The 26,992-nt window shown below is 68.1% G+C and carries 25 protein-coding genes; 10 read left to right on the top strand and 15 right to left on the bottom strand.

The window, feature by feature from the left end:
* Positions 1–5: 5 nt before the first annotated feature.
* From yccS to QF040_RS17980, 3 genes are read right to left on the bottom strand one after another with little or no spacing between them, the layout of a single operon-like run.
* Complete coding sequence (yccS, locus tag QF040_RS17990; protein ID WP_429612189.1) at positions 6–2,216, bottom strand: YccS family putative transporter; 2,211 nt, start codon at positions 2,214–2,216, stop codon at positions 6–8.
* A 55-nt stretch (positions 2,217–2,271) separates the two neighbouring features.
* Positions 2,272–2,967, bottom strand: a complete 696-nt coding sequence (locus QF040_RS17985) for a response regulator (protein WP_429612188.1) — start codon at positions 2,965–2,967, stop codon at positions 2,272–2,274.
* On the bottom strand, positions 2,964–4,556 hold the full coding sequence (locus tag QF040_RS17980) for an ATP-binding protein (RefSeq protein WP_429612187.1): 1,593 nt from the start codon (positions 4,554–4,556) through the stop codon (positions 2,964–2,966). The genes QF040_RS17985 and QF040_RS17980 overlap by 4 nt, the downstream gene beginning before the upstream one ends.
* Positions 4,557–4,730: 174 nt before the next feature.
* Here QF040_RS17980 and QF040_RS17975 point away from each other — a divergent pair, with 174 nt between their 5' ends.
* Both QF040_RS17975 and QF040_RS17970 read left to right on the top strand, forming a co-directional pair.
* Complete coding sequence (locus tag QF040_RS17975; protein WP_429612186.1) at positions 4,731–5,006, top strand: hypothetical protein; 276 nt, start codon at positions 4,731–4,733, stop codon at positions 5,004–5,006.
* A 44-nt stretch (positions 5,007–5,050) separates the two neighbouring features.
* Complete coding sequence (locus tag QF040_RS17970; RefSeq protein WP_429612185.1) at positions 5,051–5,335, top strand: hypothetical protein; 285 nt, start codon at positions 5,051–5,053, stop codon at positions 5,333–5,335.
* On the opposite strand, the gene QF040_RS17965 is transcribed toward QF040_RS17970, so the two are convergent.
* The 3 genes from QF040_RS17965 to QF040_RS17955 all read right to left on the bottom strand — a co-directional run bounded on the left by QF040_RS17965 (position 5,296) and on the right by QF040_RS17955 (position 9,133).
* A complete protein-coding gene (locus QF040_RS17965) occupies positions 5,296–5,979 on the bottom strand; it encodes a response regulator (RefSeq protein ID WP_429612184.1) in 684 nt (227 codons plus the stop codon). The genes QF040_RS17970 and QF040_RS17965 overlap by 40 nt on opposite strands.
* 19 nt (positions 5,980–5,998) lie before the next feature.
* Positions 5,999–8,401, bottom strand: a complete 2,403-nt coding sequence (gene bamA, locus QF040_RS17960; protein WP_429612183.1) for an outer membrane protein assembly factor BamA — start codon at positions 8,399–8,401, stop codon at positions 5,999–6,001.
* A 75-nt stretch (positions 8,402–8,476) separates the two neighbouring features.
* Positions 8,477–9,133 (bottom strand): nuclease-related domain-containing protein, encoded by a 657-nt coding sequence (locus tag QF040_RS17955; protein WP_429612182.1) that lies wholly within the window; start codon positions 9,131–9,133, stop codon positions 8,477–8,479.
* Positions 9,134–9,557: 424 nt separating this feature from the next.
* Between QF040_RS17955 and QF040_RS17950 the strand changes: the two genes are divergently transcribed.
* The 3 genes from QF040_RS17950 to QF040_RS17940 all read left to right on the top strand — a co-directional run bounded on the left by QF040_RS17950 (position 9,558) and on the right by QF040_RS17940 (position 12,304).
* Positions 9,558–10,715 (top strand): porin, encoded by a 1,158-nt coding sequence (locus tag QF040_RS17950; RefSeq protein WP_429612181.1) that lies wholly within the window; start codon positions 9,558–9,560, stop codon positions 10,713–10,715.
* A 394-nt stretch (positions 10,716–11,109) separates the two neighbouring features.
* The gene (locus QF040_RS17945; RefSeq protein WP_429612180.1) at positions 11,110–11,703 is read left to right on the top strand and encodes an ATP-binding protein; all 594 of its coding nucleotides are present in this window, start codon (positions 11,110–11,112) and stop codon (positions 11,701–11,703) included.
* A 73-nt stretch (positions 11,704–11,776) separates the two neighbouring features.
* Positions 11,777–12,304 carry a hypothetical protein gene (locus QF040_RS17940; protein ID WP_429612179.1) on the top strand — a complete coding sequence of 176 codons (528 nt, stop codon included), beginning with the start codon at positions 11,777–11,779 and terminating at the stop codon, positions 12,302–12,304.
* Positions 12,305–12,320: 16 nt separating this feature from the next.
* On the opposite strand, the gene ureG is transcribed toward QF040_RS17940, so the two are convergent.
* From ureG to QF040_RS17905, 7 genes are all read right to left on the bottom strand, one after another.
* Entirely contained in the window at positions 12,321–12,971 is a 651-nt protein-coding gene (gene ureG / locus QF040_RS17935) for an urease accessory protein UreG (RefSeq protein ID WP_013543232.1), read from the bottom strand.
* Between the two features lie 18 nt (positions 12,972–12,989).
* On the bottom strand, positions 12,990–13,670 hold the full coding sequence (locus tag QF040_RS17930; protein WP_429614668.1) for an urease accessory protein UreF: 681 nt from the start codon (positions 13,668–13,670) through the stop codon (positions 12,990–12,992).
* A 1-nt stretch (position 13,671) separates the two neighbouring features.
* The gene (gene ureE / locus QF040_RS17925) at positions 13,672–14,289 is read right to left on the bottom strand and encodes an urease accessory protein UreE (protein WP_429612178.1); all 618 of its coding nucleotides are present in this window, start codon (positions 14,287–14,289) and stop codon (positions 13,672–13,674) included.
* A 90-nt stretch (positions 14,290–14,379) separates the two neighbouring features.
* Positions 14,380–16,098, bottom strand: a complete 1,719-nt coding sequence (ureC, locus tag QF040_RS17920) for an urease subunit alpha (RefSeq protein WP_429612177.1) — start codon at positions 16,096–16,098, stop codon at positions 14,380–14,382.
* Positions 16,099–16,101: 3 nt separating this feature from the next.
* The gene (locus tag QF040_RS17915) at positions 16,102–16,407 is read right to left on the bottom strand and encodes an urease subunit beta (RefSeq protein ID WP_307648519.1); all 306 of its coding nucleotides are present in this window, start codon (positions 16,405–16,407) and stop codon (positions 16,102–16,104) included.
* A gap of 5 nt (positions 16,408–16,412) precedes the next feature.
* Positions 16,413–17,012: a HupE/UreJ family protein gene (locus QF040_RS17910; protein WP_429612176.1), complete on the bottom strand. Its 600-nt coding sequence runs from the start codon at positions 17,010–17,012 to the stop codon at positions 16,413–16,415.
* Between the two features lie 24 nt (positions 17,013–17,036).
* Entirely contained in the window at positions 17,037–17,339 is a 303-nt protein-coding gene (locus tag QF040_RS17905) for an urease subunit gamma (RefSeq protein WP_013543224.1), read from the bottom strand.
* A 196-nt stretch (positions 17,340–17,535) separates the two neighbouring features.
* Here QF040_RS17905 and QF040_RS17900 point away from each other — a divergent pair, with 196 nt between their 5' ends.
* The 3 genes from QF040_RS17900 (at position 17,536) to QF040_RS17890 (ending at position 22,961) form a co-directional block, all read left to right on the top strand.
* Positions 17,536–21,129, top strand: a complete 3,594-nt coding sequence (locus QF040_RS17900; RefSeq protein ID WP_429612175.1) for a hybrid sensor histidine kinase/response regulator — start codon at positions 17,536–17,538, stop codon at positions 21,127–21,129.
* On the top strand, positions 21,126–22,148 hold the full coding sequence (locus QF040_RS17895; RefSeq protein WP_013543222.1) for a response regulator transcription factor: 1,023 nt from the start codon (positions 21,126–21,128) through the stop codon (positions 22,146–22,148). The genes QF040_RS17900 and QF040_RS17895 overlap by 4 nt, the downstream gene beginning before the upstream one ends.
* A gap of 144 nt (positions 22,149–22,292) precedes the next feature.
* On the top strand, positions 22,293–22,961 hold the full coding sequence (locus QF040_RS17890; RefSeq protein ID WP_429612174.1) for a hypothetical protein: 669 nt from the start codon (positions 22,293–22,295) through the stop codon (positions 22,959–22,961).
* Between the two features lie 10 nt (positions 22,962–22,971).
* Here QF040_RS17890 and QF040_RS17885 read toward each other — a convergent pair whose 3' ends face one another.
* A complete protein-coding gene (locus QF040_RS17885) occupies positions 22,972–23,892 on the bottom strand; it encodes a LysR substrate-binding domain-containing protein (RefSeq protein WP_176659357.1) in 921 nt (306 codons plus the stop codon).
* A 103-nt stretch (positions 23,893–23,995) separates the two neighbouring features.
* On the opposite strand from QF040_RS17885, the gene QF040_RS17880 reads away from it, so the two are divergent.
* Positions 23,996–25,252, top strand: coding sequence for a threonine synthase (locus QF040_RS17880; protein WP_429612173.1), 1,257 nt, complete (start codon positions 23,996–23,998; stop codon positions 25,250–25,252).
* Between the two features lie 17 nt (positions 25,253–25,269).
* Entirely contained in the window at positions 25,270–26,250 is a 981-nt protein-coding gene (locus QF040_RS17875) for a Bug family tripartite tricarboxylate transporter substrate binding protein (RefSeq protein ID WP_429612172.1), read from the top strand.
* 18 nt (positions 26,251–26,268) lie between these two features.
* Here QF040_RS17875 and QF040_RS17870 read toward each other — a convergent pair whose 3' ends face one another.
* Positions 26,269–26,895, bottom strand: coding sequence for a helix-turn-helix transcriptional regulator (locus QF040_RS17870; RefSeq protein WP_429612171.1), 627 nt, complete (start codon positions 26,893–26,895; stop codon positions 26,269–26,271).
* Between the last annotated feature and the right edge of the window lie 97 nt (positions 26,896–26,992).

Genomic DNA, 26,992 nt, shown 5'->3' with positions numbered 1-26,992 from the left:
ACGTTTCAGGCGCCTTCGGTCGCCGGCGCCGCGTCGTCGTCCGGCTGCAGCCACTCGCGCGCATGGATGCGCAGCGCATCGATCTGAAGCCAGACCAGGGCCAGTTCGGTGTGGATGGTGCGTTCCGCCGCGCCGGCATCGCCGGCCGGGGCCACAGCCGCCGCAAGGGCCGCGCGGACGGCGGGTTCGGTGGCGGGACCGTCCCCGATCGCGCCGCCCTGCAACCCGCCGGCCAGCGCATCGAGCGCCGCAGCCGCAGCTTCGGCCGCGTCGCGCAGCACCGCCATGTGCGGCGAATCGGGCAGCGCGGCGCGGTGCGCGCCGAGCGCCGACAGATAGCTCAGGAGCGTGTGCGAGCGGATCAGAAAGCGCAGCGCGATGCCCGCGCGCGGCCGCACGTAGCCCGGCTCGCGGAACATGTCCGACACCGCCGTCGACAGCGCCGCATCGGCGTTGTGGTCGTTGCGCCGCGCGAGGCGGTAGTCCAGATGGTCGCGCGGACCTGTGCCGTATTGCTCGACGATCCGGCGCAGGTACCCCGCATGGCTGCGCATCGCCGTGGCCGCCAGCTCGTTGATGCGCCGCGCCTGCCAGTGCGGCAGCACCAGCAGCACCGCGAGGCCGGCGATGACACTGCCGATGGCGGTATCGACCAGCCGCGGCACGAGCAGCAAGCCGCTGTCGCCCACCTGGTTGAAGCACATCAGCACCAGCAGCGTCATCGCGGCCGTCGCGAGCAGGTAGCGCGTGGCGCGCGTCGCGAAGAACAGCACGCCGGCCACCACCGCGATCACCGACTGCACCAGCGGCTGCGGAAAGAGCTGCAGCAACGCCCAGCCCGCGACAACCCCCAGCGCCGTGCCGGTGATGCGCTGGCCCATGCGCGAGACGGTGTCGCCGAAGGTCTGCTGGCAGACGAACAGCGTGGTCAGCAGGATCCAGTAGCCCTGCGCGGGATGGATCAGGTGCATCACGCCATAGCCCACGGCGAGCGCAATCGCCAGCCGCAGCGCATGGCGGAACAGCGGCGAGCGCGGCGTGAGCTGCCGCCGCACGCGCTCCACCGCATCGCGCCACGAACGCGGCGAGCGGTTGAAGAGGCCCATCTCGGTCCGTCCGGCGCGGGCGGATGGCTGGCTTGCTCCAGCGAGTTGCCCGTCGAGTTGCGCGAGGTTGCGCGCCAGCGCTTCCACTGATGCAAGCAGCGCGAGGCGCTCCGGCGTGATCGCCCGCGTCCGCTCGTGTTCGATGGCGCCGCGCAGGTCGGCCAGCGCCTGCACGGTTTCCTCGCCCACCTCGAAAGGCTCACGCCGCGCGATCGAGCTTGCCAGCCGCTGGCAGGCCAACCCCTGCAGGCCGAGCACGCGCTGGCAGCGGTAGAGCAGATCGCTGTGGAAGAAGGCGTCGGCCAGCGCGTTGTAGTCGTCGTGCGAGGAGCTTGCGCGCTCGTGCACGTCCTGTGCGATCAGGTAGAGCCCGCGGTAGCGCGAGATGCGACCGGTCGGCGCCCGCGCGCCGATGCGGCGGAAGATGCTTTCCTTCGCGGCGTTCAGTTCGGTCACCACCTCGGCGTTGAGCTGCGCGAGCGAGAGCCGCTTCTGTTCGATGTCGATGCCGCGCAGCGGCTCGAACAGCGACGCCTTGAAGCGCAAGAAGTTGCCGAGCACGGTGAACAGCGTCACCAGCCGCGCCTGCACCGGCTGCGCTGGAAAGGCCGCGCACCAGAGCACCGAGAAAACGCCGTACCAGGCGGCACCGGCCAGCAGCAACAAGGATTCGCGCCCGCGATCATGGCCGTGCGCGCTCTGGTTCTCGATGCCGAGCGTCGCGTACATCGCAAGGATCAGCGTCGCGTAGGCGATGGCCTTGTAGCGCGCTTCCACCGCGCCCAGCATCGTGAGCCAGAAGGCCGCGAACGCCAGGCCAGCGATGAAGAGCACCGGCCGGCCGAACAGCGCCTCGACCGAGAACGACAGCACCGCGAAGCAGGCGAGCGTCACGAGCTGCGCCCGAAGGCGGCCGCGCCAGCTGTCGTCGGTTTCGGCGAGCGCACTGGCGATGGCGCCGAGAAACAAGGGGATCACCGCATCGGTGTGGCCGGTGTAGCTGCACACCGCCATCAGGCTGCCAAGGGTGAGAAGAATGCGCAGCGGCTGCGCGCGGGAAGCAAAGGAACGCAGGCGCTGGCGCAGCGCATCGGAAGACAAGGGGAGCATGGCTGCGATCTTGCACGATGCATGCCACGAGGCCGCGAACCTTCAGGCCGTCAAGTCAGGCCTGCGGCGGCGCCTCCCACGCGAACCCGACGCCATACACCGACCGGATCCAGTCGTGCGCGGGCGACACCGCGCCCAGCTTGCGACGCAGGTTCTTCACATGGCTGTCGATGGCACGCTCGGTCACGTCCACCGTGTCGTCGTAGGCAAGCTCCAGCAGCCGCGCACGCGAGAAGATGCGCCCCGGGTGCCGCGACAACACCTGCAGCAGCCCGAACTCGCGGCGCGTGAGGTTCAGCGGCGTGCCTTCGAGCGATGCGCGCCAGTGCACATCGTCGAGCACGAGGCCCGGCGCATCGCACTGCGGGGCTTGTCCGGGCCCGCTGCCGGGTGCTGTGCGCCGCAGCACGGCACGCACGCGCGCCACCAGCTCGCGCGGCGAGAAGGGCTTGCACACGTAATCGTCCGCGCCGAGCTCCAGGCCGAGCAGGCGGTCCACCTCCTCGATGCGCGCGGTGAGCATGATGATCGGATGCGCCGTGTGCTCGCGCGCGCGGCGCAGCACCTCGATGCCGTCCAGCCGCGGCAGCATGATGTCCAGCAGCGTCAGGTCGGGCGGCGAGGCCACGATGCTTTCGAGCGCGCTCTGCCCATCGGCGAAGTGCGCGGTCTCGTAGCCGCTGTGGCGGAGGTAGTCCTGCACCACAGAGGCGATGTCGATCTCGTCCTCGACGATGACGATGCGTGTCATGCGGATGCCGCCAGTGGAAGGGTGAGGGTCATGCGCAGTCCGCCGAGCGGCGACGGGGCGGCCTCGATGCTGCCGCCATGCGCCTCGATGGTCGCGCGACAGATCGAGAGTCCGAGGCCCGAGCCGCCGAGCGCGCGGCTGCGCGAGGTTTCGCCGCGGAACAGGCGGTCGAAGAGCCGCGGGATTTCTTCTTCGGACACGCCCGGCGCGCTGTCGTCGAACAGCAGCGTGAGGCAGTTGCCGGTCCACGCGCCTTCGATGGTCACGTCGAGGCGCAGCCGGCCGCCCGCATCGGTGTAGGCCAGCGTGTTCTCCAGCAGGTTCATGAAGACCTGGTGCAGCCGGTGCGCGTCGCCATCGATCACCGGCTGGGCCGATGCGGCGATGCGGTCGATCGCTTCCCGGTCGACCGCGATGCCGCGCTGCGCGAAGCGGTCGCGCGTGTGGTCCAGCGCCTCCTTCAGCAGCGTGAGCGGAAACACGGCGGTGGTGAGCAGATCGTTCTGCGGCTCGCGCATGCTGCTGCGCAGGTCATCGACCAGCTGGCCGAGGCGGATCACCTGCCGGTGCATGCGCAGCGCGGTGCGTTCGTCGAAGGTGCGCACCCCGTCCTGCAGCGCCTCGATCTCGGCGCGCATCGCCGCGAGCGGCGTGCGCAGCTCGTGCGCCGCGTCGGCCAGCCAGGCGCGCCGCGAGGCCTCGACCTTGTCCAGGCGCTGCGCCATGTCGTTGAAGGTCTTGCCCAGCAGCGCGAGTTCGTCGGAACCATGCACGGCCACGCGCGTGGAGAGCCGCCCGCGCGCCACGTCCTGCGCGGCCTGCGTCAGCGCGTCGATGGGCTTGAACCAGCGGCGCGCGAGCAGCCACGACAGCACGAGCGCGAACGCGAGTCCGCACAGGCCGGTGAGCGCGATCACGCCGGACTGGCGCGCGATGAAGGCGCGGTCGGCCTCGCTCTCGAGGCCTTCCATTGGCGCAAGCGCGAGATAGCCGACCACCGAGCGCCCGCGCCGGATCGGCATGCGCGCGGCGTTCTCCAGGTCGATGGTGGCGCCGACCACCAATGCGCCTTGCGCATCGAGCACGGCCAGGCGCTGGTAGATCGAATCGGCCGCACCGCGCGGATCGGGAAAGAACCAGGGCGGCGGCGGCATCGAGAAGCGCCGCGGCAGCAGGTCCAGTTGCGGCGAGCCGGCGGGCGACGAGGAAGGCGGAGCCGGCGGCGGTGCGCCGTTGTCGGTATCGCCTTCGAGCCTGCCCGTGCCTGGCGCGCGGCGCTCGTACCAGGGCGGAAGCCGCCGGTCGTCGGGGCTGGCTGCGCCGTCGAGCACGCCCGCCAACTGGCCCATGCGGAGGCGATGCCAGGCCTCGTCGTTGTCGCGCAGTTTCTTCCAGTCGCCGTTGGCAGCGTAGTGCTTCAAGAGAAGTTGCGAGAGCCAGTCCATGCGCCGGATCTCGATCTCGGCGACGTAGGCCCCCAGGCCCCGCTGCAGCGCGATGATGGAAAAGCCCACGAAGCTGAGCAGCAACACGACCAGCAAGGCGGCCAGCGCCAGGAAGATCTTGCGGGAGAGTGTCAGACGCGGCATGGGCTCTGGGCAGGCATGGCCGCATTCTGCGACATGCGTTTCGGGCAGGCGGGCGTCATAGGCAAGCGGCGGATCATGACGGCCAAATGGGGAGAAATCTGGGAGGAATCCGGATGGAATCCGGTGGGCGGCCCTCCCACATTTCTCCCGATTCGAAACGCACGATGCGGGCCCATGAACCCGGCCACCTTTAGCTCACCGAAAAAGTTCCTCTCCGCCTTCGTGGCCGCCGTGCTGGCCTGGGCCAGTCCGGCGCACTGCGCGCCGACGCGCCCCGCCTGGTCGTGGGCCGATGCCTGGTCCGAGGACGGCATGGGCTTGGTCCTGTTGTGGCTCACGGCGGTCTTCTGGGTGGTCACCCATGTGTGGACGCTGCTGGTCGTCTGGGCGGAGGCGCGCGCCACCCGGGCCAGGGAGCCGGGCGTCGAAGCCGAGAAGGAAAGCGCATGAGCGGCGTCGCGCAATTCACCGAAGACTGAGCGTTGCAGACCGCGATGCCATCTCACAGCGAAACCGCCTGGGTGCATCCCGTGGCGACACCATCGACCGGCGGGTTGCCGCCGATGCAGCGCCTCATGGGCCTGCTGGCCTTCGGCGGCCTGGCGCTGGGCGCCTGCATCGCCGCGCGTGGGGGATGCGGCGAGCGCCATCCAGCCGAGGGACGCAGCGCAAGCCTCTCGACCCTGGCGCCGATCATGCGCACGGGCCCGGCCACGCAACGCGACGCCGTGTGCCGTGCTCAGGCCGGCCGCTCCGCGAAGCTGAAGCCCACGCCATAGATCGAGCGAATCCAGCCGTGCGAAGGCGCCGCGGCCGTGAGCTTCTTGCGCAGGTTCTTGATGTGCCCGTCGACCGCGCGCTCGTTCACATCGAGCGCTTCCGGAAACGCCGCCTCCAGCAGCTTGGAGCGCGTGAACACCCGACCCGGATCGCGCGACAGCGTGCGCAGCAGCAGGAACTCGCGGCGCGTGAGATCGAGCGCGTGCCCCTCCAGGTGCGCGCCGCCGTGCGCGTCCCGGAAAGACACCGACTTCGACGGCGCCCCGCAAGCACCATCGCGCTGCGCATGCCGGCGCAGCACCGTGTGCACGCGCGCCACCACTTCGCGCGGCGAGAACGGCTTGCAGACATAGTCGTCGGCGCCCAGGTCGAGCCCGCGCAGGCGGTCGACCTCGCGCGTGCGCGCCGTGAGCATGATGATCGGATGATCGCTGTGCGAGCGCACCTTCTGCAGCACCTCGAGGCCGTCGATCCGAGGCAGCACCACGTCGAGCAGCGTGAGCGCGGGCGGCGAGCTCAGGATGCGGTCCAGCGCCGCCGCGCCGTCGCCGATGTGCTCGACCTCGTGGCCCGCGTTGCAGAGGTGGTCCAGCAGCGCAAAGGCGCTGTCGCGCCCGTCTTCGACCATCAGGATGCGGCTCATGGCGTTGTCCTTTCTTTCTTCAGAAGGAGGTGCCGATCTGGAACTGGAAGCGCTGCGTGCGGTCCGCCGCGATGCCGTTGGCGGTGTCCGCCTTCTGGTAGGCCAGCGGCACCGCATACGCGAGCCGCAGCGGGCCCAGCGGCGAGATCCAGCTGATGCCCAGGCCCGCCGAGGCGCGGATGCGGTTCTGCGCTTTCCACTGCGCATCGGTCATGCTGGCCGTGCGGTCGGCGAACACGTTGCCCGCATCGAAGAAGGTGTAGAGCCTGAGCGACCGGTCGTTGCCCGCGCCGGGGAAGGGCGTGCTGAACTCCATGTTGAAGATCGCCTTGCGCGTGCCGCCGAGCGAACCGCCCGTGACCGCATCGACCGGCCCGAGCGAGTTCTGCTCGAAGCCGCGGATCGAGCCGAGCCCGCCCGCATAGAAGTTCTTGAAGATCGGGAAGGTGCTGCCGCCCAGCGCCTTTGCATAGCCGAGTTGGCCGTTGATGGCCAGCGTGTATTGCTTGGAGAGCGCGAAGTACTGCTGGTACTGGTAGTCGGTCTTCAGGTAGCGCAGTGCGCTGCCCACGCCCACTTCGAGGTTCGCGCGCTGCAGGCGCCCGGTGGTCGGCACCAGCGCGCTGTCGCGGTCGTCGCGCGACCAGCCCACCGTCGCGGGAATGCCCAGCACGTTGCTGCCGGTGCACATCACGCTCGGCGCGGTGCCCGTGCACTTGAAGTAGTCGAGATAAGCCTGCGGCGTGCCGGTGTAGACGTAGGAGCCATCGACCAGCGTGTACGAACCGTTGGTGCCGGGCGTGAACGAATAGCGCTCCACGCCGATGCCGAGGAACACCGTGTCCAGCTCGCCCACCGGCAGCCCGAAGCGCACCGAGCCGCCGTCGCTCGCGAGCTTGTAGTTGCCGTCGGCCTCGTAGTAGGGCCGCGTGGTGGTGTGAAAGACGTTGAGCGTGCGCGAGATGCCGTCCTTCGTGAAGTACGGATCGGTCGCGGTGAGCGAGATCGTGCGGTTGTACGAACTGGTATTGACCTGTAGCCCGAGGTAGTTGCCCGAGCCGAACACGTTCTCCTGCGTGATGCCGAAGGTGAGCGAGACCTTGTCGGTCGAGGAATAACCCGCGCCCAGCTGCAGCGAGCCGGTGGGTTTCTCGGCCACGTTCACCGTGAGGTCGATCTGGTCGTTGCTGCCCGGCACCTCGGTGGTCTCCACGTTCACCTCGGTGAAGTAGCCGAGGCGGTCGACGCGGTCGCGCGAGAGCTTGATCTTGTTGCCGTCGTACCAGGCGCCTTCGAACTGGCGGAACTCGCGACGGATCACCTCGTCACGCGTGCGGGCGTTGCCGCCGATGTTCAGGCGCCGCACGTACACGCGGCGCGCGGGTTCGGCCTTCAGCACCATCGTCACGCGGTTGTTGGCCCGGTCGATCTCGGGCTCGGCCTTCACGCGCGCAAACGCGTAGCCGAAGGTGCCGAAGTAGTCGGTGAAGGCCTTGGTGGTGGCGGCCACGTCCTCGCCGTTGTAGGGCGCGCCGGGGCGCACCGTCACGAGGGTCTTGAACTCGTCTTCGCGGCCGAAGTAGTTGCCTTCGAGCCGCACGCCGGCGACTGCGAACTTCTCGCCCTCGGTGATGTTGAGCGTGAGGTCCAGCGACCGCCGGTCCGGCGAGATGGCGACCTGTGTGGAGTCGATGCGGAACTCCAGATACCCGCGCGTGAGGTAGTAGGAGCGCAGCGTTTCCTGGTCGGCGGCGAGCTTGCTGCGCGCGTACTGGTTCGACTTGGTGTACCAGGCGAGCCAGCCGCCGCTGTCCTGGTCGAACAGGTCGAGCAGCGTGCTTTCGCCGAAGGCCTTGTTGCCGACGACGCGCACGCTCTTGATGCGTGCCGAGTCGCCTTCGACGACGGTGAAGGTGAGGTTGACGCGGTTGCGCTCCAGCGGCGTGACGGTGGTCACGACCTCGGCGTTGTAGAGGCTGCGGCTCACGTACTGGCGCTTGAGCTCCTGCTCGGCGCGGTCGGCGAGGGCCTTGTCGAAGGGGCGGCCTTCGGCGAGGCCGATTTCGCGCAATGCCCTCTGAAGTGCGGACTTCTCGAATTCCTTGGTGCCGACGAAATCGACATCGGCGACGGTGGGTCGCTCTTCCACGATGACGACGAGCACGTTGCCATCGGTATCGATGCGCACGTCCTTGAACAGGCCCAGCTCGAACAGCGCGCGAATGGCTGCGCTGCCGCGCTCGTCGCTGTAGTTGTCGCCGGCCTTGATGCCGAGGGTGGTGAAAACGGTGCCGGGTTCGACACGCTGAAGGCCTTCGAGCCGGATGTCGCGAACGGTGAACGGGTCGGCGGCCCATGCGGGAGGGGCGGCCATCGAAACGAGCAGTGCAGCGATGGCCGCGACGGACTTGGGGAGATGCATCGCCGCATGGTCTTCGCCAATGTCGGAGAAATATGGGACGCTCTCCAGGGCCTTTGGTAAAGCCTGTAAAGGCTATTACTGCAATCCCATGGCACGCATGACGGGCCACCGCATGGGCGGTTGCTGCTCGCTTCTTTCGCGGCAGTTCTGCAGATGCGTCTCCATCGACAGGTCGCCCTGGATGTCGAGCAGGCGCTGCACGGTGCGTTCGACGGCATGGGCATCGAGCAGCGGATAGGTGCGTGCTGTGCGTCCGTTGTTGCGCACGAGGCGTGCGATGTAGGGCAGGTCTTGCTGCGTGATGACGGCGGCGGGCATGACGCCCTCGAGCTCCACGCCTTCGCAGGGCAGGAGCACGAAGTACTGCAGGCGCAGGTCGTCGGGCAGCAGGCTGCGCAGTTGCGTCGTCTTGCGGCCGCCTTGCCATGCGGGGTCTTTCACTTCGCGTGCTCTTGTGCATCCGTTGAGTCGAAGGAACCAGCGCGGCGGGGCTTCGTCGGACTTCTTTCGGTAGACGAAGGCGTTGCGCCACGCCTTGATCTCGAACAGGTACACGCCGGTCTCGCACACGATGACGGCGTCGATGCGCGCCGTGGGAACCGCGCATCCCGAAGGCATCGGGATGATGAGGTTGCGAAGAATGCGCAGGTGGGAGAAGGCGGGTGTGAATGCATTCGCCAACTGCTGAATGCCTAGCGATGCGGCGACGGTGCTTTGCAAAACAATGGTCATTTCGGACTCCTTCGGAAGGCCGAGCATTGCTTGGCTTTTGGGAGACTTTTAGTACGTGCTTGTTTTGGAGAGGCGCACGGTCTGCGCTGCGGCGCTGCGAACCCCGCTGTGCCGGCCGCTTCGCGGCTTCCCTGCGGTGCTCGCGTTTCGCGGGGGCTCGCAGAACTCGCTGCGCTCAGACAGCTGCGAGCCCTGATCCGCGAAACGCTGCGCTCCTCGGCGGCACAGAGGGGTTCGCAGCGCCGCAGCGCAGACCGCGCGCCTGTCGTGGCGTTGATGCTGTCTGCCGCTTGCGTCGCGGCGAGTGCGCTCAAAACAACACCGCATGCAAAGCATGCGGCGTCCACCAGATTCCTCCAAATTTGGACGAGACCATCCGTTCAGCCGCTCGATGTAGAGCAGCTGAAAACCCGGAGAAACCTGAATGAAGAAATCCCTCACGGCACTCGCCGCGCTGGCCGTCACCGGCCTGGCCTCTGCCCAATCGACCGTTACCTTGTTCGGCGTCATCGATGCCGGCGTGAGCTACCAGAGCGCCACGTCGCGCGACCCGGTCACGGGTGCGAGCAGCAAGCAGAGCCAATGGAGTCTTGCCAACTCCGGCTACAACTCCAGCCGCATCGGCTTTCGCGGCACCGAAGACCTGGGTGGTGGCCTGGCCGCCAGCTTCTGGCTCGAATCGCCGATCAGCAACGACGACGGCGCCACCGGCATCGCGAGCTTCAACCGCCGCTCCACCGTCAGCCTCTCCGGTGGCTTCGGCGAGCTGCGGCTGGGCCGCGATTACACGGCCACCTTCTGGAACGACACGGTGTTCGATCCGTTCGGCACCAACGGTTCGGGCTCCAGCGCGATCTATTCGGTGAGCAGCAGCGCGGGCCTTGCCAACTCGAACTATGTGCGCGCGAGCAACATGGTCGGCTACTTCCTGCCGCCGAACCTCGGTGGCTTCTATGGCCAGGTCCAGTACAGCCTGAACGAGAACACAAAGACCAGCGCCACGGACACGACCGCCGAGATCAGCAGCAGCGCGGGCCGCTACGTCGGTGGCCGTTTCGGCTACGCGAACGGGCCGCTCGACGTCGCGTTGGCGGTGGGCCAGAACGTCGCGATCGACACCGCCTCGCTCACGCGCAAGGTGCAGACGATCAACCTCGGCGCGTCGTACGACTTCGGGCCGGTCAAGCTCTTCGGCGAACTCTCGAACGTGAAGAACAAGTTCGACCTCGCCGTCGGCAACAGCCACGACAGCTACAACGGCTACCTGGTCGGCGCGAGCATGCCGGTGGGCGCTGGCTTGATCCGCGCGTCGTACTCCACGGTGCGCTACAACGAAGGCGCCGTCGGCATCACCGGCGAAGACCCGCGCGTCAACAAGTTCGCGATCGGCTATGTGCACAACCTCTCCAAGCGCACCGCGCTGTACGCCACCGTTGCACGCGTGAACAACCGCAACGACGCGGCCTACACCGGCAGCCTGACGGCCGCGGCCACCACGGGCTACGGCAGCACGGGCGTGGGCTACACGGGCCTGCCACGTTCGTCTACGGGCTACGACTTCGGCATCCGCCACGCTTTCTGACGACGAGCCCGGCCGGTGCGACGGGGCACTCGCCCCGTCGCATGCGGACGGGCGGCCAATGCTTTGAATCGATTCAACAAATGACGCGACGAATCCCTCACTTCGCGGGCGTGCTTGCAGCCGCCGGCCTGTCGGGCTGCATCATGCTGCCGCCGCCCATGCCACCCCGTCCCTCACCGATGTTTCGCGGCGGACCGCCGCCTTTCCCGATGTCCTTAGAGCATCACGGGTCGCCGATGGCGCGATGGGATCTGTGCGAAGGCCAGCCCGAAGGTGCGCGGCCTGCGCTGCCGGGGCCGCGTGCGGATGCACTGTCGGGCAGCTGCGAGCGCGGTGTTTCGGGGGCGCTGGAATTCCGTACGCCCGGGCCGCGTTGAGGAAAGGCCGCACACACATGTATTCCGGCAGTCTTGGGTTCTTCATTGCGGTGGCCATTGCGCTGGGCCTTGCCGGCGTGGTCGCGATGATGGGTTCTCTCTTCGTCGTGAACATGCGGGCGGGCGCATCGGCCCGCACCATGGCGCAGCAGGCGCGCGACGATGCGAGGCAGAAGCTGCTGGCCAGCAGCGTGCAGGACCTGCGGCCGCTGCTCGGTGTGGCGCCGCACATGACGGGCATTCGCGTCGACATCAAGCTTCCGCCTGAGGCCGTGCACGTCTTCGCCATCAAGGCGGAACTGTGCGAACTGCTGTCCAAGGTCGCGGCGCATGCGGCGAGCGTGATGCGTGCCGGTGCGACGCTGCAGGTTTCCGCGCGCGTGGAGCGAGGGCATGCCGTCATCCATTGGCGCGATCTCGATGCAGACGATGTGCGTCCGCCGCTCGCGCGGTTCTTCGATGCGCTCGACGCCGCTTCGCAAGCCAGTGCGCGTGTCTGCGAGCGCATTGCGAGCCGCCATGGCGGGCGCATCTATTCGGCGCCGCATGCCGATGGCGCGCTGGGCCTGACGCTCCGGCTGCCGTTGCACGAGTTCATCGCCGGGGCTTGAAGGGCGTGCGCTGCCGCGCCGTGGAACTCCGCGTCATACTCGCGGTCCCACGGTGCCGCCGCTTTTCCTTCCGATGCCGAACGTGCGAATTTCAGCCTCTTCTTCCATTCTTCGTGTGCTCGCCGCGAGCGCGGTTTTTCTTGCTGCCGGTGCGCTGCATGCGCAAGCCTTGCCGCCGGGCGTGCGGCTCGGCATGACGGCCGATGAATTGCAGGCTGCACTGCCTGCCGCCGAGCGTGTGCACCGCCCACAGCGGCTGACTGGTGGCCTGCTCGGAAGCTGGCGCGCAGCGCCCGTGGAGATGGCGGGGTTGATGTTCGAACCGACCTTCTTCTTTGCGGCATCGGAATTGCGGCGCGTCGAATACGTGGCCACGGCGCAGTCCGCGCCGGACAGCGGCGCATCGGCATTCGGACAGCTCGTGCAATGGGGTCGCGGCGTGTTCGGCAACGAACTCGCGTCGCGCGATCCGGGCAGCGCTTATGCCGCGTGGACGAGCGGCGATGCCGATGTCTATGTGCAGCAAGTCAGCGACCCGCGCCGTGCGAGCGTGCGGCTCGTCTACAAGGCGCGGCAGTTGCGGGACGGCAGCGAACTCTGAGCGCTGAAAGAGCCTGTCAGCCTTCGGTGAGCATGCCGCGCTGCTCGATGAAAGCCACCACCTCGGCCACGCCGGTGTGGGTCTTGAGGTTCGTCATCACATAGGGCCGCTGGCGGCGCATGCGTTGCGTGTCCTGCTCCATCACTTCCAGGCTTGCGCCGACGTAGGGTGCAAGGTCGATCTTGTTGATCACGAAAAGATCGCTCTTGGTGATGCCGGGACCGCCCTTGCGCGGAATCTTCTCGCCGGCCGCCACGTCGATCACGTAGATCGTGAGGTCCGACAGCTCGGGGCTGAAGGTGGCCGCGAGGTTGTCGCCGCCGGATTCGACGAACACCACGTCGGCATCCGGAAAGTCCTCGAGCATGCGATCGATGGCTTCGAGGTTGATCGATGCGTCTTCGCGGATCGCGGTGTGCGGGCAGCCGCCGGTTTCCACGCCCATGATGCGTTCGGCGGGCAGTGCGCCGGCCACGGTGAGGAGGCGCTGGTCTTCCTTGGTGTAGATGTCGTTGGTGATCGCGACGAGGTCGTACTTGTCGCGCATCGCCTTGCAGAGCATTTCGAGCAGCGTGGTCTTGCCCGAGCCGACGGGGCCGCCGATGCCCACGCGCAGCGGGGGCAGTCTCTTGGTGCGGTGGGGGATGTGGTGCAGGGCGGAGGTCATGGGCGTTGTCCGGTTCGGTCAGCTTCGAAAGAGGCGGGAATATTGTGTTTCATGGCGGGCCGACAGCACGGCCAGGAGGGGCGCGAAGGCCTGGCGTTCGTCGTCGCCCAGTTGCATCGCACGGTCGACGGCCGCGGGGATTTCGTTTGCCAGCCGCGCGAGGATGCGCTGGCCCGCGCTCTGGCCGAGCGGCACGGCCTTGACGGCGGCGGCCACCATGTTCTCGGCCCAGCCGAAGGCGAAGGCCAGGCACCCGTCGTGCACCGTGGCGCCGCTGCGGCTGAGCGCGAAGGCGAAGGCCACGGGGTAGCTCGCGGGCAGGTCTTTGAAGACCTCGGCCGTGTCGGCGTGATGCAGCTTGAGCCACTCGACGAAGGAGCGGCCCATCTGTTCGGTCTGCAGAAAGAACTCGGCCGATTCGCGGGTGGTCATGACCCACGCGTTGAGTTGGCGGATGCGGGGCGCGTCGTTCGCCTGCCAGGCGGGGATGGCCTGCGCGACCAGTGCGAGGTCGCCGCGCGCGAAGCTCAGGTGCAACTGGTCGGCGAGCCATTCGGTGGCCTTGGCCTCTGAATCGATGCCGGCCCATTCGACCGCTGCCTCGACGCCCTCGGAGTACGAGAAACCGCCCACGGGCAGGGCGGGGGAGGCCAGCCAGATGAGTTGCAGGAGGCTGTGGGCGCTGGCCGGCTCGGGCATGTCAGTGGGAGTGGCCGTGGTGGCCGTGGTCGTGACCGTGCGGATGGTCGGCATGGTCGTCGAGCAATTCCGGCGCGAGCACGAGTGGCTTCGGGCCTTTGCTGCTGCCGTGCGAATGGCCGTGATCGTGGGCATGGTCATGACCGCCGCCATGCGAATGCGCGTGCGAGCCATAGGCGCCGCCCTCGGGCTCGAAGGCTTCTTCCGCCGCGACGACGATCAGGTGCATCGAGCGCAGCATGTCGGCCAGCACGTGGTCGGGTTCGATCTTGAGGTGGTCGGGCTTGAGTTCGATCGGCACATGCCGATTGCCCAGGTGATAGGCCGCGCGCGTCAGGTCGAAGGGCGTGCCGTGGGCCGTGCAATGGGTGATGCGAAGCACGGGCTGCGGTGCCGCGATGACGCGGATCAGCGAGCCGTCTTCGGCCACCAGCACGTCGCCGCCGCGCACCGCGGTGCCGCGTGGCAGAAAGATGCCGATTTGCCGGCCCTGCGAGTCGGTGGCGTCGAAGCGGCTTTTCTGGCGGACGTCCCAGTCGAGCTCGATGGTGGCGGCGCGCTTGAGCAGCACGGGCGCGAGGCCCCGGCCCTGCGGCATGAGTTTGTTGGCGGTGAGCATGGTGCGAAAAGGGAGCGCCCGGAGGCGCCCGTTGGCTGGATGAATACCTTCGAGGATACGCAGCCTGTCAAGCGGGCGAATGCCCCGGCGTCAGAACAGGAAATACCGCTGCGCCATCGGCAGCAGCTTCGCCGGCTCGCAGGTCAGCAGATGCCCGTCGGCGCGCACCGCGTAGGTCTGCGCATCGATTTCCATCTTCGGCGTGTAGCCGTTGTGGATCAGGTCGCTTTTGCGCACGTTGCGGATGTTCTTCACCGCGCAGAGGTGCTTGGCCAAACCGTAGCGTTCCTTGATGCCCGAGGCCAGCCCGGCTTGCGAGACGAAGGTGAGCGAACTCTTCGCAAGCGAACCGCCGTACGCGCCGAACATCGGGCGGAAGTGCACCGGCTGCGGCGTCGGGATCGATGCGCTCGGGTCGCCCATCGCGGCCATCGCAATCGTGCCGCCCTTCAGGATGGTGAAGGGCTTCACGCCAAAGAAGGCGGGCTTCCAGATCACGATGTCGGCCCACTTGCCGACTTCCAGCGAGCCGACTTCGTGCGCGATGCCGTGCGCAATCGCCGGGTTGATCGTGTACTTGGCGACGTAGCGCTTTGCGCGGAAGTTGTCGTTGCGTTCGCTGTCTTCGGGAAGCGTGCCGCGCTGCACCTTCATCTTGTGCGCGGTCTGCCAGGTGCGGATGATCACCTCGCCGACGCGGCCCATGGCCTGGCTGTCGGAGCTGAACATGCTGATCGCGCCCAGGTCGTGCAGCACGTCCTCGGCGGCGATGGTTTCCTTGCGGATGCGCGACTCGGCGAAGGCCAGGTCTTCGGCGATGCCGGCGTCCAGGTGGTGGCACACCATGAGCATGTCGACGTGCTCGTCGAGTGTGTTCACGGTGTAGGGCATCGTGGGGTTGGTGGACGATGGCAGGAAGTTCGCCTCGCCCACCACGCGCAGGATGTCCGGCGCATGGCCGCCGCCCGCGCCTTCGGTGTGAAAGGCGCAGATCGCGCGGCCGCCCACGGCCGCGATGGTGTTCTCGACGAAGCCCGATTCGTTGAGCGTGTCGCTGTGGATCGCCACCTGCGTGTCGGTGGCGTCGGCCACGTCGAGGCAATTGCTGATGGCCGCGGGCGTGGTGCCCCAGTCTTCGTGCAGCTTCAGGCCGATGACACCCGCGTCGATCTGCTCGTGCAGCGCATCCGGCAGGCTCGCATTGCCCTTGCCGAGAAAGCCGAGGTTCATCGGGAACGCGTCGGCCGCCTGCAGCATGCGCTCGATGTGCCAGGGGCCGGGGGTGGCGGTGGTCGCGAAGGTGCCGGTGGCGGGACCGGTGCCGCCGCCGAGCATCGTCGTCACGCCGGAAGACAGCGCCTCCTCGATCTGCTGCGGGCAGATGAAGTGGATATGGCTGTCGATGCCGCCCGCGGTGACGATGTTGCCTTCGCAGCTGATGATTTCGGTGCCCGGGCCGATGACGATGTCCACGCCCGGTTGCACGTCGGGGTTGCCGGCCTTGCCGATGGCGGCGATGCGGCCGTCCTTCAGGCCGATGTCGGCTTTCACGATGCCCCAGTGGTCGAGGATGAGCGCGTTGGTGAGTACGGTATCGACGGCGCCTTGCGCGCGGGTGCGCTGCGATTGCGCCATGCCGTCGCGGATCGTCTTGCCGCCGCCGAACTTCACCTCTTCGCCGTAGCCGCCGGCACGCAGCGTGTAGTCGGCCTCGACTTCGATCAGCAGTTCGGTGTCTGCCAGGCGGACCCGGTCGCCCACGGTGGGGCCGAAGATTTCTGCATAGGCGCGTCGCCCGATGGTGGCCATGTTTTAGAGCTTTCCTTGAACCAGGCCGCGAAAGCCGTAGACGATGCGATCGCCCGAGTAATCGACCAGTTCGACCGTGCGCTGCTGCCCTGGCTCGAAGCGCACCGCGGCGCCCGAGGCGATGTTCAGCCGCATGCCGCGCGCGGCTTCGCGGTCGAAGCCGAGGGCGCCGTTGGTCTCGGCGAAGTGATAGTGCGAGCCGACCTGGATCGGCCGGTCGGCGGTGTTCTGCACCACCAGCGTGAGGGTGCGGCGGCCGGGGTTGAGCGTGTGGTCGCCGTCGTCGGTGAGGAGTTCGCCGGGGATCATGGCGATCAGACGGCTTGTGCCAGGAGCGTTGCGCCAAGCACTACAACTGCGGCGCCGGCCACGCGGGGCAGCCAGGCGTTGGCGTGGCGCAAGGCCCAGCCGAACGCGATGCCTGCGAGGTGCAGCAGCACGGTCGCGCTGACCATGCCGGCCAGCGTGAGTGCGGCGCCTTGTTCGCTCGCAAGTTCATGGCCGTGGGCCACGCCGTGGAAGACAGCGAACATGCCCACCACCGCCATCGCAACAGCCGCCGGGAGGTGCACGCGTGTGACCACCAGCAGGCCCAGCACCAGCAGCGAGGCCGCGATCATCGGTTCGACGGCCGGCAGTTGAATGCCGGCGAGGCCCATCAAGGCACCCACGAGCAGCATGCCGGCGAAGGCCAGCGGCGCCCACAGCAGGTCGGGCCAGGCGCGGCGCGCGGCCAGTGCGCTCCAGAAGCCGACCGCGACCATGGCGGCCAGGTGGTCGGCGCCGGTCAGCGGGTGCAGGAAGCCGGTGGTGAAGCCGTGGTGCAGGCCGCCGTCGACGCCGGTGTGGGCGCTGGCCGCGAGCGGCAGGAGGAGGGCGAGCAGGGCGAGGGTCTTGGAAGTGGTTTGGCGCATGACGGTTCTTTTTTTGCGATCGGGTCAGACGATGGGCTGGTGGACGGTGACCAGCTTGGTCCCGTCGGGAAAGGTGGCTTCGACCTGGATGTCCGGAATCATCTCGGCGATGCCGTCCATGACGTCGGCGCGGGTGAGCACCGAGCGCCCGTCGCTCATCAGTTCGGCAACGCTCTTGCCGTCGCGGGCGCCCTCCATCACGGCGGCGGAGATGAGGGCGATGGCTTCGGGGTAGTTGAGCTTCAGGCCACGGGCCTTGCGGCGTTCGGCGAGCAGCGCCGCGGTGAAGATCAGCAGCTTGTCTTTTTCGCGCGGGGTCAGTTCCATGGGAGCGGCATCGGGTGGCTGGGGAAGGGTCGGCCATTATGGGCAAGCCTTCTTCTTTGCAACAGTCGTGCCGGTGAAGGCCCAGGGGCCGCCGCGCACGGCCGCCCGAAGCGGCCGGCCCGCCCCCGGTAGGGGGTTGGCGAAGCGACACGAAGTGCGCGCAGCCTGGGGGCGAGCAACGATTCAGGCACGAAAGATGCACCGAAACGGTGTGAATCCAGACGCCCCGCCCATCCCCTCCGACGATGCCCCGCAGCGCATCGTCAAGGTCCGGCGCGACTACAACAGCTGGGTCGCGAGCGAAACGCTCGAAGACTACGCGCTGCGCTACACGCCGCAGCGCTTTCGAAAGTGGTCCGAATGGCGGGTGGCCAACACGGCTTTCGGGGCGGCGTCGTTCCTTATCCTCGAGGCGGTGGGCGCCACGCTGCTGGTGAAGTACGGCTTTGCCAATGCTTTCTGGGCGATCCTGGTCACCGGGCTCATCATTTTCCTGGCGGGGCTGCCGATCAGCGTGTATGCCGCGCGCTACGGCGTCGACATGGACCTGCTCACCCGCGGCGCCGGTTTCGGCTACATCGGCTCGACGCTCACCTCGCTGATCTACGCGAGCTTCACCTTCATCTTCTTCGCGCTCGAGGCGGCCGTGATGGCCTATGCGCTGGAGCTGGCGCTGGGCATTCCGCCGGTCTGGGGCTATCTGGTGTGCGCGCTGGTGGTCATTCCGCTGGTCACGCACGGGGTGTCGGCCATCAGCCGGCTGCAGTTGTGGACGCAGCCGCTCTGGCTGCTGATGCTGGTGGTGCCTTTTGTGTTCGTGCTCGTGCGCGATCCTGGTGCGTTCGCGGGCATCGTGCACTACAACGGGGTCAAGGCAGGTGCCAAAGGCTTCGATCTGCACCTGTTTGGCGCGGCCCTGACGGTTGGCATCGCGCTCATCACCCAGATGGGCGAGCAGGCCGACTACCTGCGCTTCATGCCCGCGCGCACCGCCACCACGGGGCGGCGCTGGTGGGCGGGCGTGCTGGCCGGCGGCCCGGGCTGGGTGGTGCTGGGCGTGTTCAAGATGCTGGGCGGGGCGCTGCTGGCGTACCTGGCCATCACGCACATGGTGCCGGTGGAGCGCGCGGTCGATCCGAACCAGATGTACCTCGCGGCCTACGAGTACGTGTTCCCGAACTACGGCTGGGCGGTGGCGGCCACGGCGCTGTTCGTGGTGATCTCGCAGCTCAAGATCAACGTGACCAACGCCTATGCGGGGTCGCTGGCCTGGAGCAATTTCTTCTCGCGCGTGGCGCACAGCCATCCGGGGCGGGTGGTGTGGGTGGTGTTCAACGCGCTCATCGCCTTCATGCTGATGGAGATGAACGTGTTCGAGGCGCTGGGCGATGTGCTCGGGCTCTTCGCCAACATCGCCATCGCCTGGATGATGTCGGTGGTGGCCGACCTGGTCATCAACAAGCCGCTGGGGCTCTCGCCGCCGGGCATCGAGTTCAAGCGCGCGCACCTGTGGGACATCAACCCGGTGGGCGTGGGCGCGATGGCGCTGGCTTCGGTGCTGTCGATCACCGCGCACCTCGGGGTGTTCGGGCCGCTGGCGCAGGCGTTCTCGGCGCTGATCGCGCTGGGCACCGCGCTCATCGCCTCGCCGCTGCTGGCGTGGGCGACCGGCGGCAAGTACTACCTGGCGCGGGCCTCCGATGCGACGGGTGCCGTGCCGTTCACCCCGGCAGCGGGTGGCCGCACGGTGCGCTGGGCGAAGGTCGAATCGGACGAGAGCGGCAGCTACCAGCGCCTGAAGGTGCAGCACTGCGTGATCTGCGAGCGCGAGTACGAAGGGCCGGACATGGCGCATTGCCCGGCCTACCAAGGCGCCATCTGCTCGCTGTGCTGCACGCTCGATGCGCGCTGCGGCGACCTGTGCAAGCCGCATGCGAGCCTGTCGTCGCAGTGGTCGGCCGCATTGCGCTGGCTGCTGCCGCGGCGCAGCTGGCGCTACCTGGACACGGGGCTCGGGCACTTCCTGCTGCTGATGCTGATCATCGTGCCGCTGCTGGCGGTGGTGTTCGGCGTGCTCTATCAGCAGGAGCTGCGGGCGCTGGCCGAAAGCGCGGTCGAGCTCGCGTCGCAGGCCGGCGTGTCCGAGGTTTGGGCAGGCGTGCAGCAGTCGGCGCTGCGCTCGGGGTTTCTCAAGGCGTACATGGCGCTGCTGGTCATCGCGGGCATCGTGGCGTGGTGGCTGGTGCTCGCGCATCAGAGCCGCAAGGTCGCGCAGGAAGAATCGAACCGGCAGACCCATTTGCTGTTGCGCGAGATCGAACTGCACCGCGAAACCGATCGCGCACTGCAGGCCGCCAAGCAAACGGCCGAAGAGGCGAGGGCGGTGGCCGAGCAGGCCCAGCGCGCCGCCGACCAGGCCAACCAGGCCAAGAGCCGCTACATCAGCGCCATCAGCCACGAGCTGCGCACGCCGCTCAACAGCATCCTGGGCTATGCGCAGCTCATGGGCGAAGACCACTCGGTGCCGCCGCATCGCCGGCAGGCGGTGGCGGTCATCAAGCGCGGCGGCGAGCATCTGTTGTCGCTCATCGAAGGCACGCTGGCGATCGCGCACATCGAGGCCGGCAAGCTCACGCTGCATGCGCGGCCGATGCGCTTTGCCGACACCATGCGCGAGTTGGCCGACATGTTCGAGCTGCAGGCGGCCGAGAAGGGTTTGCAGTTCCGCTTCGAGGCGGCAGGCGCCTTGCCCGAGGTGGTGCGCGCCGACGAGAAGCGGGTGGGGCAGATCCTCATCAACCTGCTGGGCAACGCGATCAAGTTCACCGTGGCGGGGCAGGTCACGCTGCGCCTGGCCTATGCGCGCGAGTTCGCGGCCATCGAAATCGAGGACACCGGCCCCGGCATGACGACCGAGGACATCGACCGCATCTTCGAGCCGTTCGCGCGCGGCAATGCGGCCGCCTCGTCGGCGCCGGGCGCGGGCCTGGGCCTCACCATCGCCAAGATGCTGACCGACCTGATGGGCGGCGAGATGAAGGTGCAGAGCACGCCGGGCGTGGGGTCGCTCTTCTGCGTGCGGCTCTTCCTGCCGCGCGTGCACGACACGGCGGTGGGCGCAAGCCGGCCGGTGCCGGTGGCACGCGCGCGCCGCGGCTATGAAGGTGCGCGCCGCCGCCTTCTTGTGGTCGACAACGAAGAGGCCGACCGCGACTTGCTCGAGCACGTGCTCGCGCCGCTCGGCTTCGAGTTGCGCACGGCAGCCAGCGGCCACGATGCGCTCGACCTCATCGCCGCGGGCTACCGGCCTGATGCGATGTTCGTGGACCTCGCGATGCCCGGCATCGACGGCTGGGAAACGATCCGCCGCGCGCGCAAGCTCGGGCTGACCGACGAGGCCGTGGCCATCGTCTCGGCCAACGCCTTCGACAAGGGCCTGGACAACGACGTGGGCATCGCGCCCGAAGACTTCTTCGTGAAGCCTGTGCGCCACACCGAACTGCTCGACTGGCTCGAACGCCGGCTCGGCCTCAAGTGGACCGACACCGCCGCCGCGTTGCCCGCGCCGGCCGCGCCGAAGACGATGCAGCCGCCCTCGCGCGAGCGACTGCGCGCACTCGAAGACGCGGTGAGCCTCGGCTACTTCCGCGGCATCATGAACCATCTCGACGACATCGACACCGAACAGCCCGAGTGCATGGCATGGACCGAGGCGCAGCGCGTGCTGGCGCGCCAGTTCCAGTTCGAGGCCATGAGCCGGGCGCTGGCCGAAGCAGTGAGTGCGCCATGACAACCACCCCGCCTCCCGAACCATCGCCCCTCGCACGAAGCTTGCGCGACGAGGGCGTCAACGCCGACCTCGTGCTCATCGTGGACGACGTGCCAGACAACCTCGCGGTGCTGCACGACGCGCTCGATGAATCGGGGTACACCGTGCTCATCGCCACCAACGGCGAGCAGGCGCTGCAGCGCGCCGCACAGGCGCGGCCCGACATCGTGCTGCTCGACGCGATGATGCCGGGCATCGACGGTTTCGAAGTCGCGCGCCGGCTCAAGGCCGATGCCGCCACCGCGCACATTCCGATCGTGTTCATGACGGGGCTTACCGAAACCGAGCACCTCGTGGCCGCGCTCGAGGCGGGCGGCGTGGACTACGTCACCAAACCCATCAAGCCCAAGGAAGTGCTCGCGCGCATGAACGTGCACCTGCAGGGCGCGCGCCGCGCGCGGCAGGACGCGCGGCAGGCCGGGCAGGCCCGCAATGCGCTCGATGCCTTCGGGTACGCGAGCATCACCGTGCGGCTGCCCGAGGGACGCCTCATCTGGCAGACGGCGCTCGCGCGCGACCTGCTGCACCGCTACTGCGAGACGCGCGCGCCCGAGACGCCGCCTGCGGTGCTCGAATGGCTGCTGCGCCACACGCCCGATGCGCGCCAGCGCGGCATCGAACCGCCGGCGCTCTCGATCGCGCAGGGCGCGAACAGCCTCACGCTGCGCCTGCATCAGCAGACCGGCCAGGACGACGACGGCGACGAGTGGATGATCATCATGCGCGAGGTGTCCGACACCGGGGTGATCGAAGCGATGAGCCTGAGCCTGAAGCTCACCGCGCGCGAGGCCGAGGTGCTGTACTGGGTGGTCAAGGGCAAGACCAACAAGGACATCGGCGAGATCCTCGGCAGCAGCCCGGCCACGGCCAAGAAGCACCTGGAGCGGGTGTACGTGAAGCTGGGCGTGGAAACGCGCACCGCCGCGGCCGGCGTGGCGATCAAGCGCATCCGCGAGTTGCAGCCGCAGTTCGAAATCTGAACGCACCCTGCTGCGGCGCGTCACCGCGCCGACTTTCCGCCTCCCTAGAATGGTCCGAGGGCCTTGGGATGCGCGATGAAGAACAACAGGCAGAGAACAACAATCCGTCGATCGAACCACTGCTGGCATCCCGGCTGGCTGTGGATGGCTTCCTGCGCGATGGCGAGCCTGGGCGCGGAGGCCGCAGGGCATTTCGACGTAGACGACGCGGGCACGCTCGATCCTGGCCAGTGCCAGTACGAGACCTGGTGGGGCCGCACCGGCGTCGAGCCGGTCACGGGCTTTCACATCGGGCCGTCGTGCCGCGTCGGGCCTGTCGAACTGGGGCTGAACGTCGACCGGCTCTCGATTCAGGACGTACAGCGCGTTCATTCGATCACCGCCGGGCCGCAACTCAAGTGGACCTTCCTCGGACAAGCCGGCGACGCGCCGCTCAGCGCGGCCGTGTCGGCGGGCACCGTGTCCGATCTCCGCCGCGGTGGCCGCATGGGCGGGCAGTTCGTGGTGCCAGTGACCTGGCGGCCGGTCGACAGCCTGCAATTGCACGCGAACCTCGGTGCCGATTGGGCGCTCGGCACGGGCGTGCGCACGCCGCGCGGTGGCCTGGCCGCCGAGTGGGCGCTCGACGATGCCGTGTCGCTGATCGCCGAGCGCAGTCGCGCCTCGGGCATCTGGACCTCGCGCATCGGCGGGCGCTTCAGCCTCACGCCGCTGATCAGCGTGGACATCAGCGCCTCGCGCAGCCGCCCGCTCGGCGGGCGAAGCGTCACGGGCTTCGTGGTCGGCCTGAACCACGAGTTCAGCTGGAAGTGAATCGATCGGCCTAGCGCAGATAGCGCTGCATGCGCTTCTCGTCCTCGGCCAGCTGCAGGCGCATGAGCGAAAGAAAGTCGCGCGCCGTGGCCGACAGCACCTTGCCCGCCGGCAGCGCCAGGATGCAGGTGAAGTGCACGTCGATCGACAGCCGGCGCACTACCAGCCCGCGCTCCGCGTAGTCGAGCGCGGTGATCGGATTGACCAGTCCCACGCCCAGGCCGCGCAGCGCCATCTCGCACACGCTGGCCGCGTAGGGCGTCTGCACCAGCACGCGCAGCGCCACGCCGTAGGGCGCAAGCGCTGCTTCGAGCCGCTGGTGCGAAGGGTCCTCGGGATTGAGCGCGAGAAAGGGCGCTTCCGCCAGCTGCTCCGGCTTGATGGTCTTGAAGCGCGCGAGCGCATGGCCTTCGGGCATCACCACCACGCCGGGAAAGCGCGAGAAGGTCGAGTGGTCGATGCCTTCGAGCGAGAGCTCGTCGGCCATGAGCCCGAAGTCGGAGATGCCCATCGCCACCCGGTCGCGCACATCCTTGGAACTGAGCACCTGCAGCGACACCTGCGGCCAGGGGCTGGCGCCGCGGTGCGCCTTCAGACGGGCGAGGGCGCGCGGCATGAAGCCGAGGCCGTAGGCGGGAAAGCAACTGAGTTCCAGTTGGGTGAGGCCGAAGTCGCGCAGGCTGCGCACGCGGTGCTCGATGGCGTCCATGCCGATGAACACGCGCTCCACCTCGATCCACAGCGCGCGCGCCTCGGGCGTGGGCACCAGCCGCCCGCCCGTGCGCTGGAACAGCAGCATGCCCGCCTGCGCTTCGAGCCGCTTGAGCGACTGGCTGATGGCGGGTTGTGTCACATGCAGCAAGGCCGCAGCCTTGCGGGTGGAGCTGCCGCGCATCAGGGCCCGGAAGGTCTCGATTTCAGCGAATCGCATCGATGGCCACCGATAAGTTTATTTATCGATTGAGTATCTAGGGGTGCGTAATTTTATTTCCGATTGCATAAGATTTGGGCACAACTCCTACACCTCCTTCCCCGTGACGCCTTCGCCAGTACTGGACTTCAAGTTCGCCGCCTTGCCAGCGGAACCCTCGGCCCATCGTTCGGGGAATCCCGCCGCCTCCGCCCTGGCCCGCACGCTCAAGCCGGTGCGCAATCCGCGCCTGCGGGGCCTGCAGTGCCTGCGCTGCGATGCGGTCTACCCGGTCACGCTGACGCACGACGGCTGCCCCGCCTGCAAGAAGGCGGGCTTTCACGTCGCACTGCGCGCGAGCTACCTGCCTGACCTCGGAGACGCGACAGAGCGAGCAGAAGGCCACGATGCGATTCCCATGCCTTACACGTCGGGCTTCACCCTCGGCGAGGGCCAGACGCCGATGCTGGAGATGACGGAACTGGCGCGGCATTTCGACGTCGCGCGGCTCGGCCTCAAGGACGAATCGAGCAATCCCACCGGCTCCCACAAGGACCGGATGACGGCGGTGGGCGTGGCGCAGGCGCTGGACTTCGGCGCCCACACGCTGGTGCTCGCGTCGTCGGGCAATGCGGCGGTGTCGGCGGCGCACTATGCGTGGGCGGCGGGCCTGCGCTGTGAGGTGGCGACCTACGAAGGCATGCCGGCGACCTATTCGCGCCAACTCGATGCGCTGGGCGCGCGGCGCTATGTGTTCGCCGACAACGCCGGCCGCTGGGCCTTCGTGCGCGAGCGCTCGCAGTACCCCGGTTACTTCGCGCTGACCAATTACCGCCTGCCCGCGCTCGGCAGCGCGCCGCTGGCCATCGAGGGCTACAAGACCATCGCCCCCGAGTGCGTGGCCGACGCCGGCCTGCCGGACCACATCGTCATTCCCACCGCGCGCGGCGACCTCGCGTGGGGCATCTACGCGGGCTTTCGCGACCTGCTGGCCGCGGGGCGCATTCCGCGTCTGCCGCGGCTCTGGCTGGTGGAGCCGTTCCCGCGCCTGGCGCGTGTGTTTGCGGGCGGCGCGATCAACGGCAGCTACCCCGGCCACACCGCGCAGTTTTCGACGGCGGGCGCCACCGTGACCTACCTGCAGTGGCAGGCCGCCAGCGCCACGGGCGGCGGCGCGGTGGTGGTGAGCGACGACGAGGCGCGCGCGGCGCGGCGGCTGCTCACGGCTGCCGGCGTGAGCGCCGAACTGTGCGCGGCCGGCGGCCTGGCCGCGCTGCGGCAACTGCGCGAGAGCGGTGCCATCGCCGCCGACGCGCATGTGGTGCTGATGCTCACTGCGAACGCCTCGAGCGATCCGAGCTGGCCCGATCCGGCCGTCTGACCCCTAAAGGAACCCTCATGCCGACGATTCATCGCCGGGCCTTTCTGGCCGCCGGCTGCACAACCCTGCTCGCCGCCGCGCAACCCGCGTGGGCGGGCTACCCCGAACGGCCCATCAAGCTCGTCGTGCCATGGGCCGCCGGCGGCAGCACCGATGCCATCGCCCGCGCCATGGCGCAGCGCATGGGCCAGACCATCGGCAGCCCGGTGATCGTCGACAACCGGCCCGGCGCGGCCGGGATGATCGGCACCGACGCGGCCGCCAAGGCGGCGCCCGACGGCTACACCATCGCCATCGTCGAGCTGCCGCACGCGATCGCGCCGGCGGTGACGGCCAAGCTGCCCTATGACTTGCTGCGCGACTTCACGCCCGTGACCATGATCGGCACCTCGCCACTGGTGTTCTTCGCGGGCATGGACGAAGACAGCAAGGACTTCAAGACCTTCATCAAGTCGGCCGCGGCCAAGTCATCGCCACCGGCCATGGCGCACAGCGGCGCGGGCACCGTGAGCCATCTCGCGGCCGAGATGCTCGCGAGGCGCACGAACATCCGTTTCAACATGGTGCCGTACAAGGGCTCGGCGCCGGCGCTGACCGACGTGGCGGCCGGCACGGTGGCCGGCCACTTCGCGACGCTGGCCAGCGGCTCCAGCCTCGCGGGCGGCAACAGGATCCGGCCGCTGCTCGTCACGAGCACGCAGCGCGTGAACATCGCCGGCCTGCAGAACGTGCCCGCGCTCGCGGAGAACAACCTCAAGGGCATGGAGATCGACCAGTGGTGGGCCATGGTGGCGCCGGCCACGACGCCGCTCGAGGTGATCGAAAAACTGCGCCGCGAAGCCATCGCGGCACTCGAGCATCCCTCGATGAAGGAGCGGATGGCGGTGCTGGGCGTGCAGATGAAGGGCTCGACGCCGGGCGAGCTGCGCGCGTTTCTCCGCTCGGAAGCCGAGCGCTGGCAGAAGGTGGCGCACGAGGTCGGCTTGCAGCCGCAGTAGACCCCGACCCGCTGCTGCTTACTTCGCGTCGCTGTACACGGTGGCGCGCGAGACGCCCATGTGCGCCGCTGCAATCTCGGCGCCGCGGCGAATCTCGAGGAAGCCGGCTTTCTTCAGCTCCTGCACGAGTTGCTTCCGATCCGCCGGCTTGAGTGACCGCGAACTCGTGGCGCGCGACGCGGCGAATTCGTCGATGCGCGCATGGATGCGCTCCGAATGGCCAGCGCCGGTGTCCAGGCTCTCGTGCACCTCGCGGTCGTCGATGCGCGTGAACTGCGAGATCGCGCCCTGGAAGCTCTGGAACAGCGTCAGGTCGACGTTCAGGCACAGCGCGGCCACGTACTCGCCGCTCTCGTCCTTCACGCCGATGGAGGTGCTCTTGACCTTGCGGCCGTCGGAAAAGGTGTTGGCGTAGTTCGTGATCACCGCCGGGTACTCGGGGTCGCGGATGCGCGCGAGGCCGAGTTCGGTGACTGCCTGGCCTACCTCGCGGCCGCTCAGGTTGTTCTCGATCGCGTAGATCGCATTCTTCGGATTGCTGAGGTCGTGCACCACGACCTCGCAGAAGGGCGCGAAGGTTTCGCCGAGGCCTTCGGCAATGTTGCGCAGCATCTCCAGGAGCTGCTTGTTGGACTTCTTCTTCATGGCGGGAATGTATCCAGTTCTGGACGAAGAATCCAAGTTGTACAGAAAGTCCATATCTGGATGTATTATCCAAATCCAGAAAGATCCTCCAGGAGAA

Origin of the sequence: Variovorax sp. W2I14 (genome assembly GCF_050435205.1) — a bacterium.
Lineage (GTDB): Bacteria > Pseudomonadota > Gammaproteobacteria > Burkholderiales > Burkholderiaceae_C > Variovorax > Variovorax paradoxus_C.
This window is presented reverse-complemented; position numbering and strand designations above follow the sequence as displayed.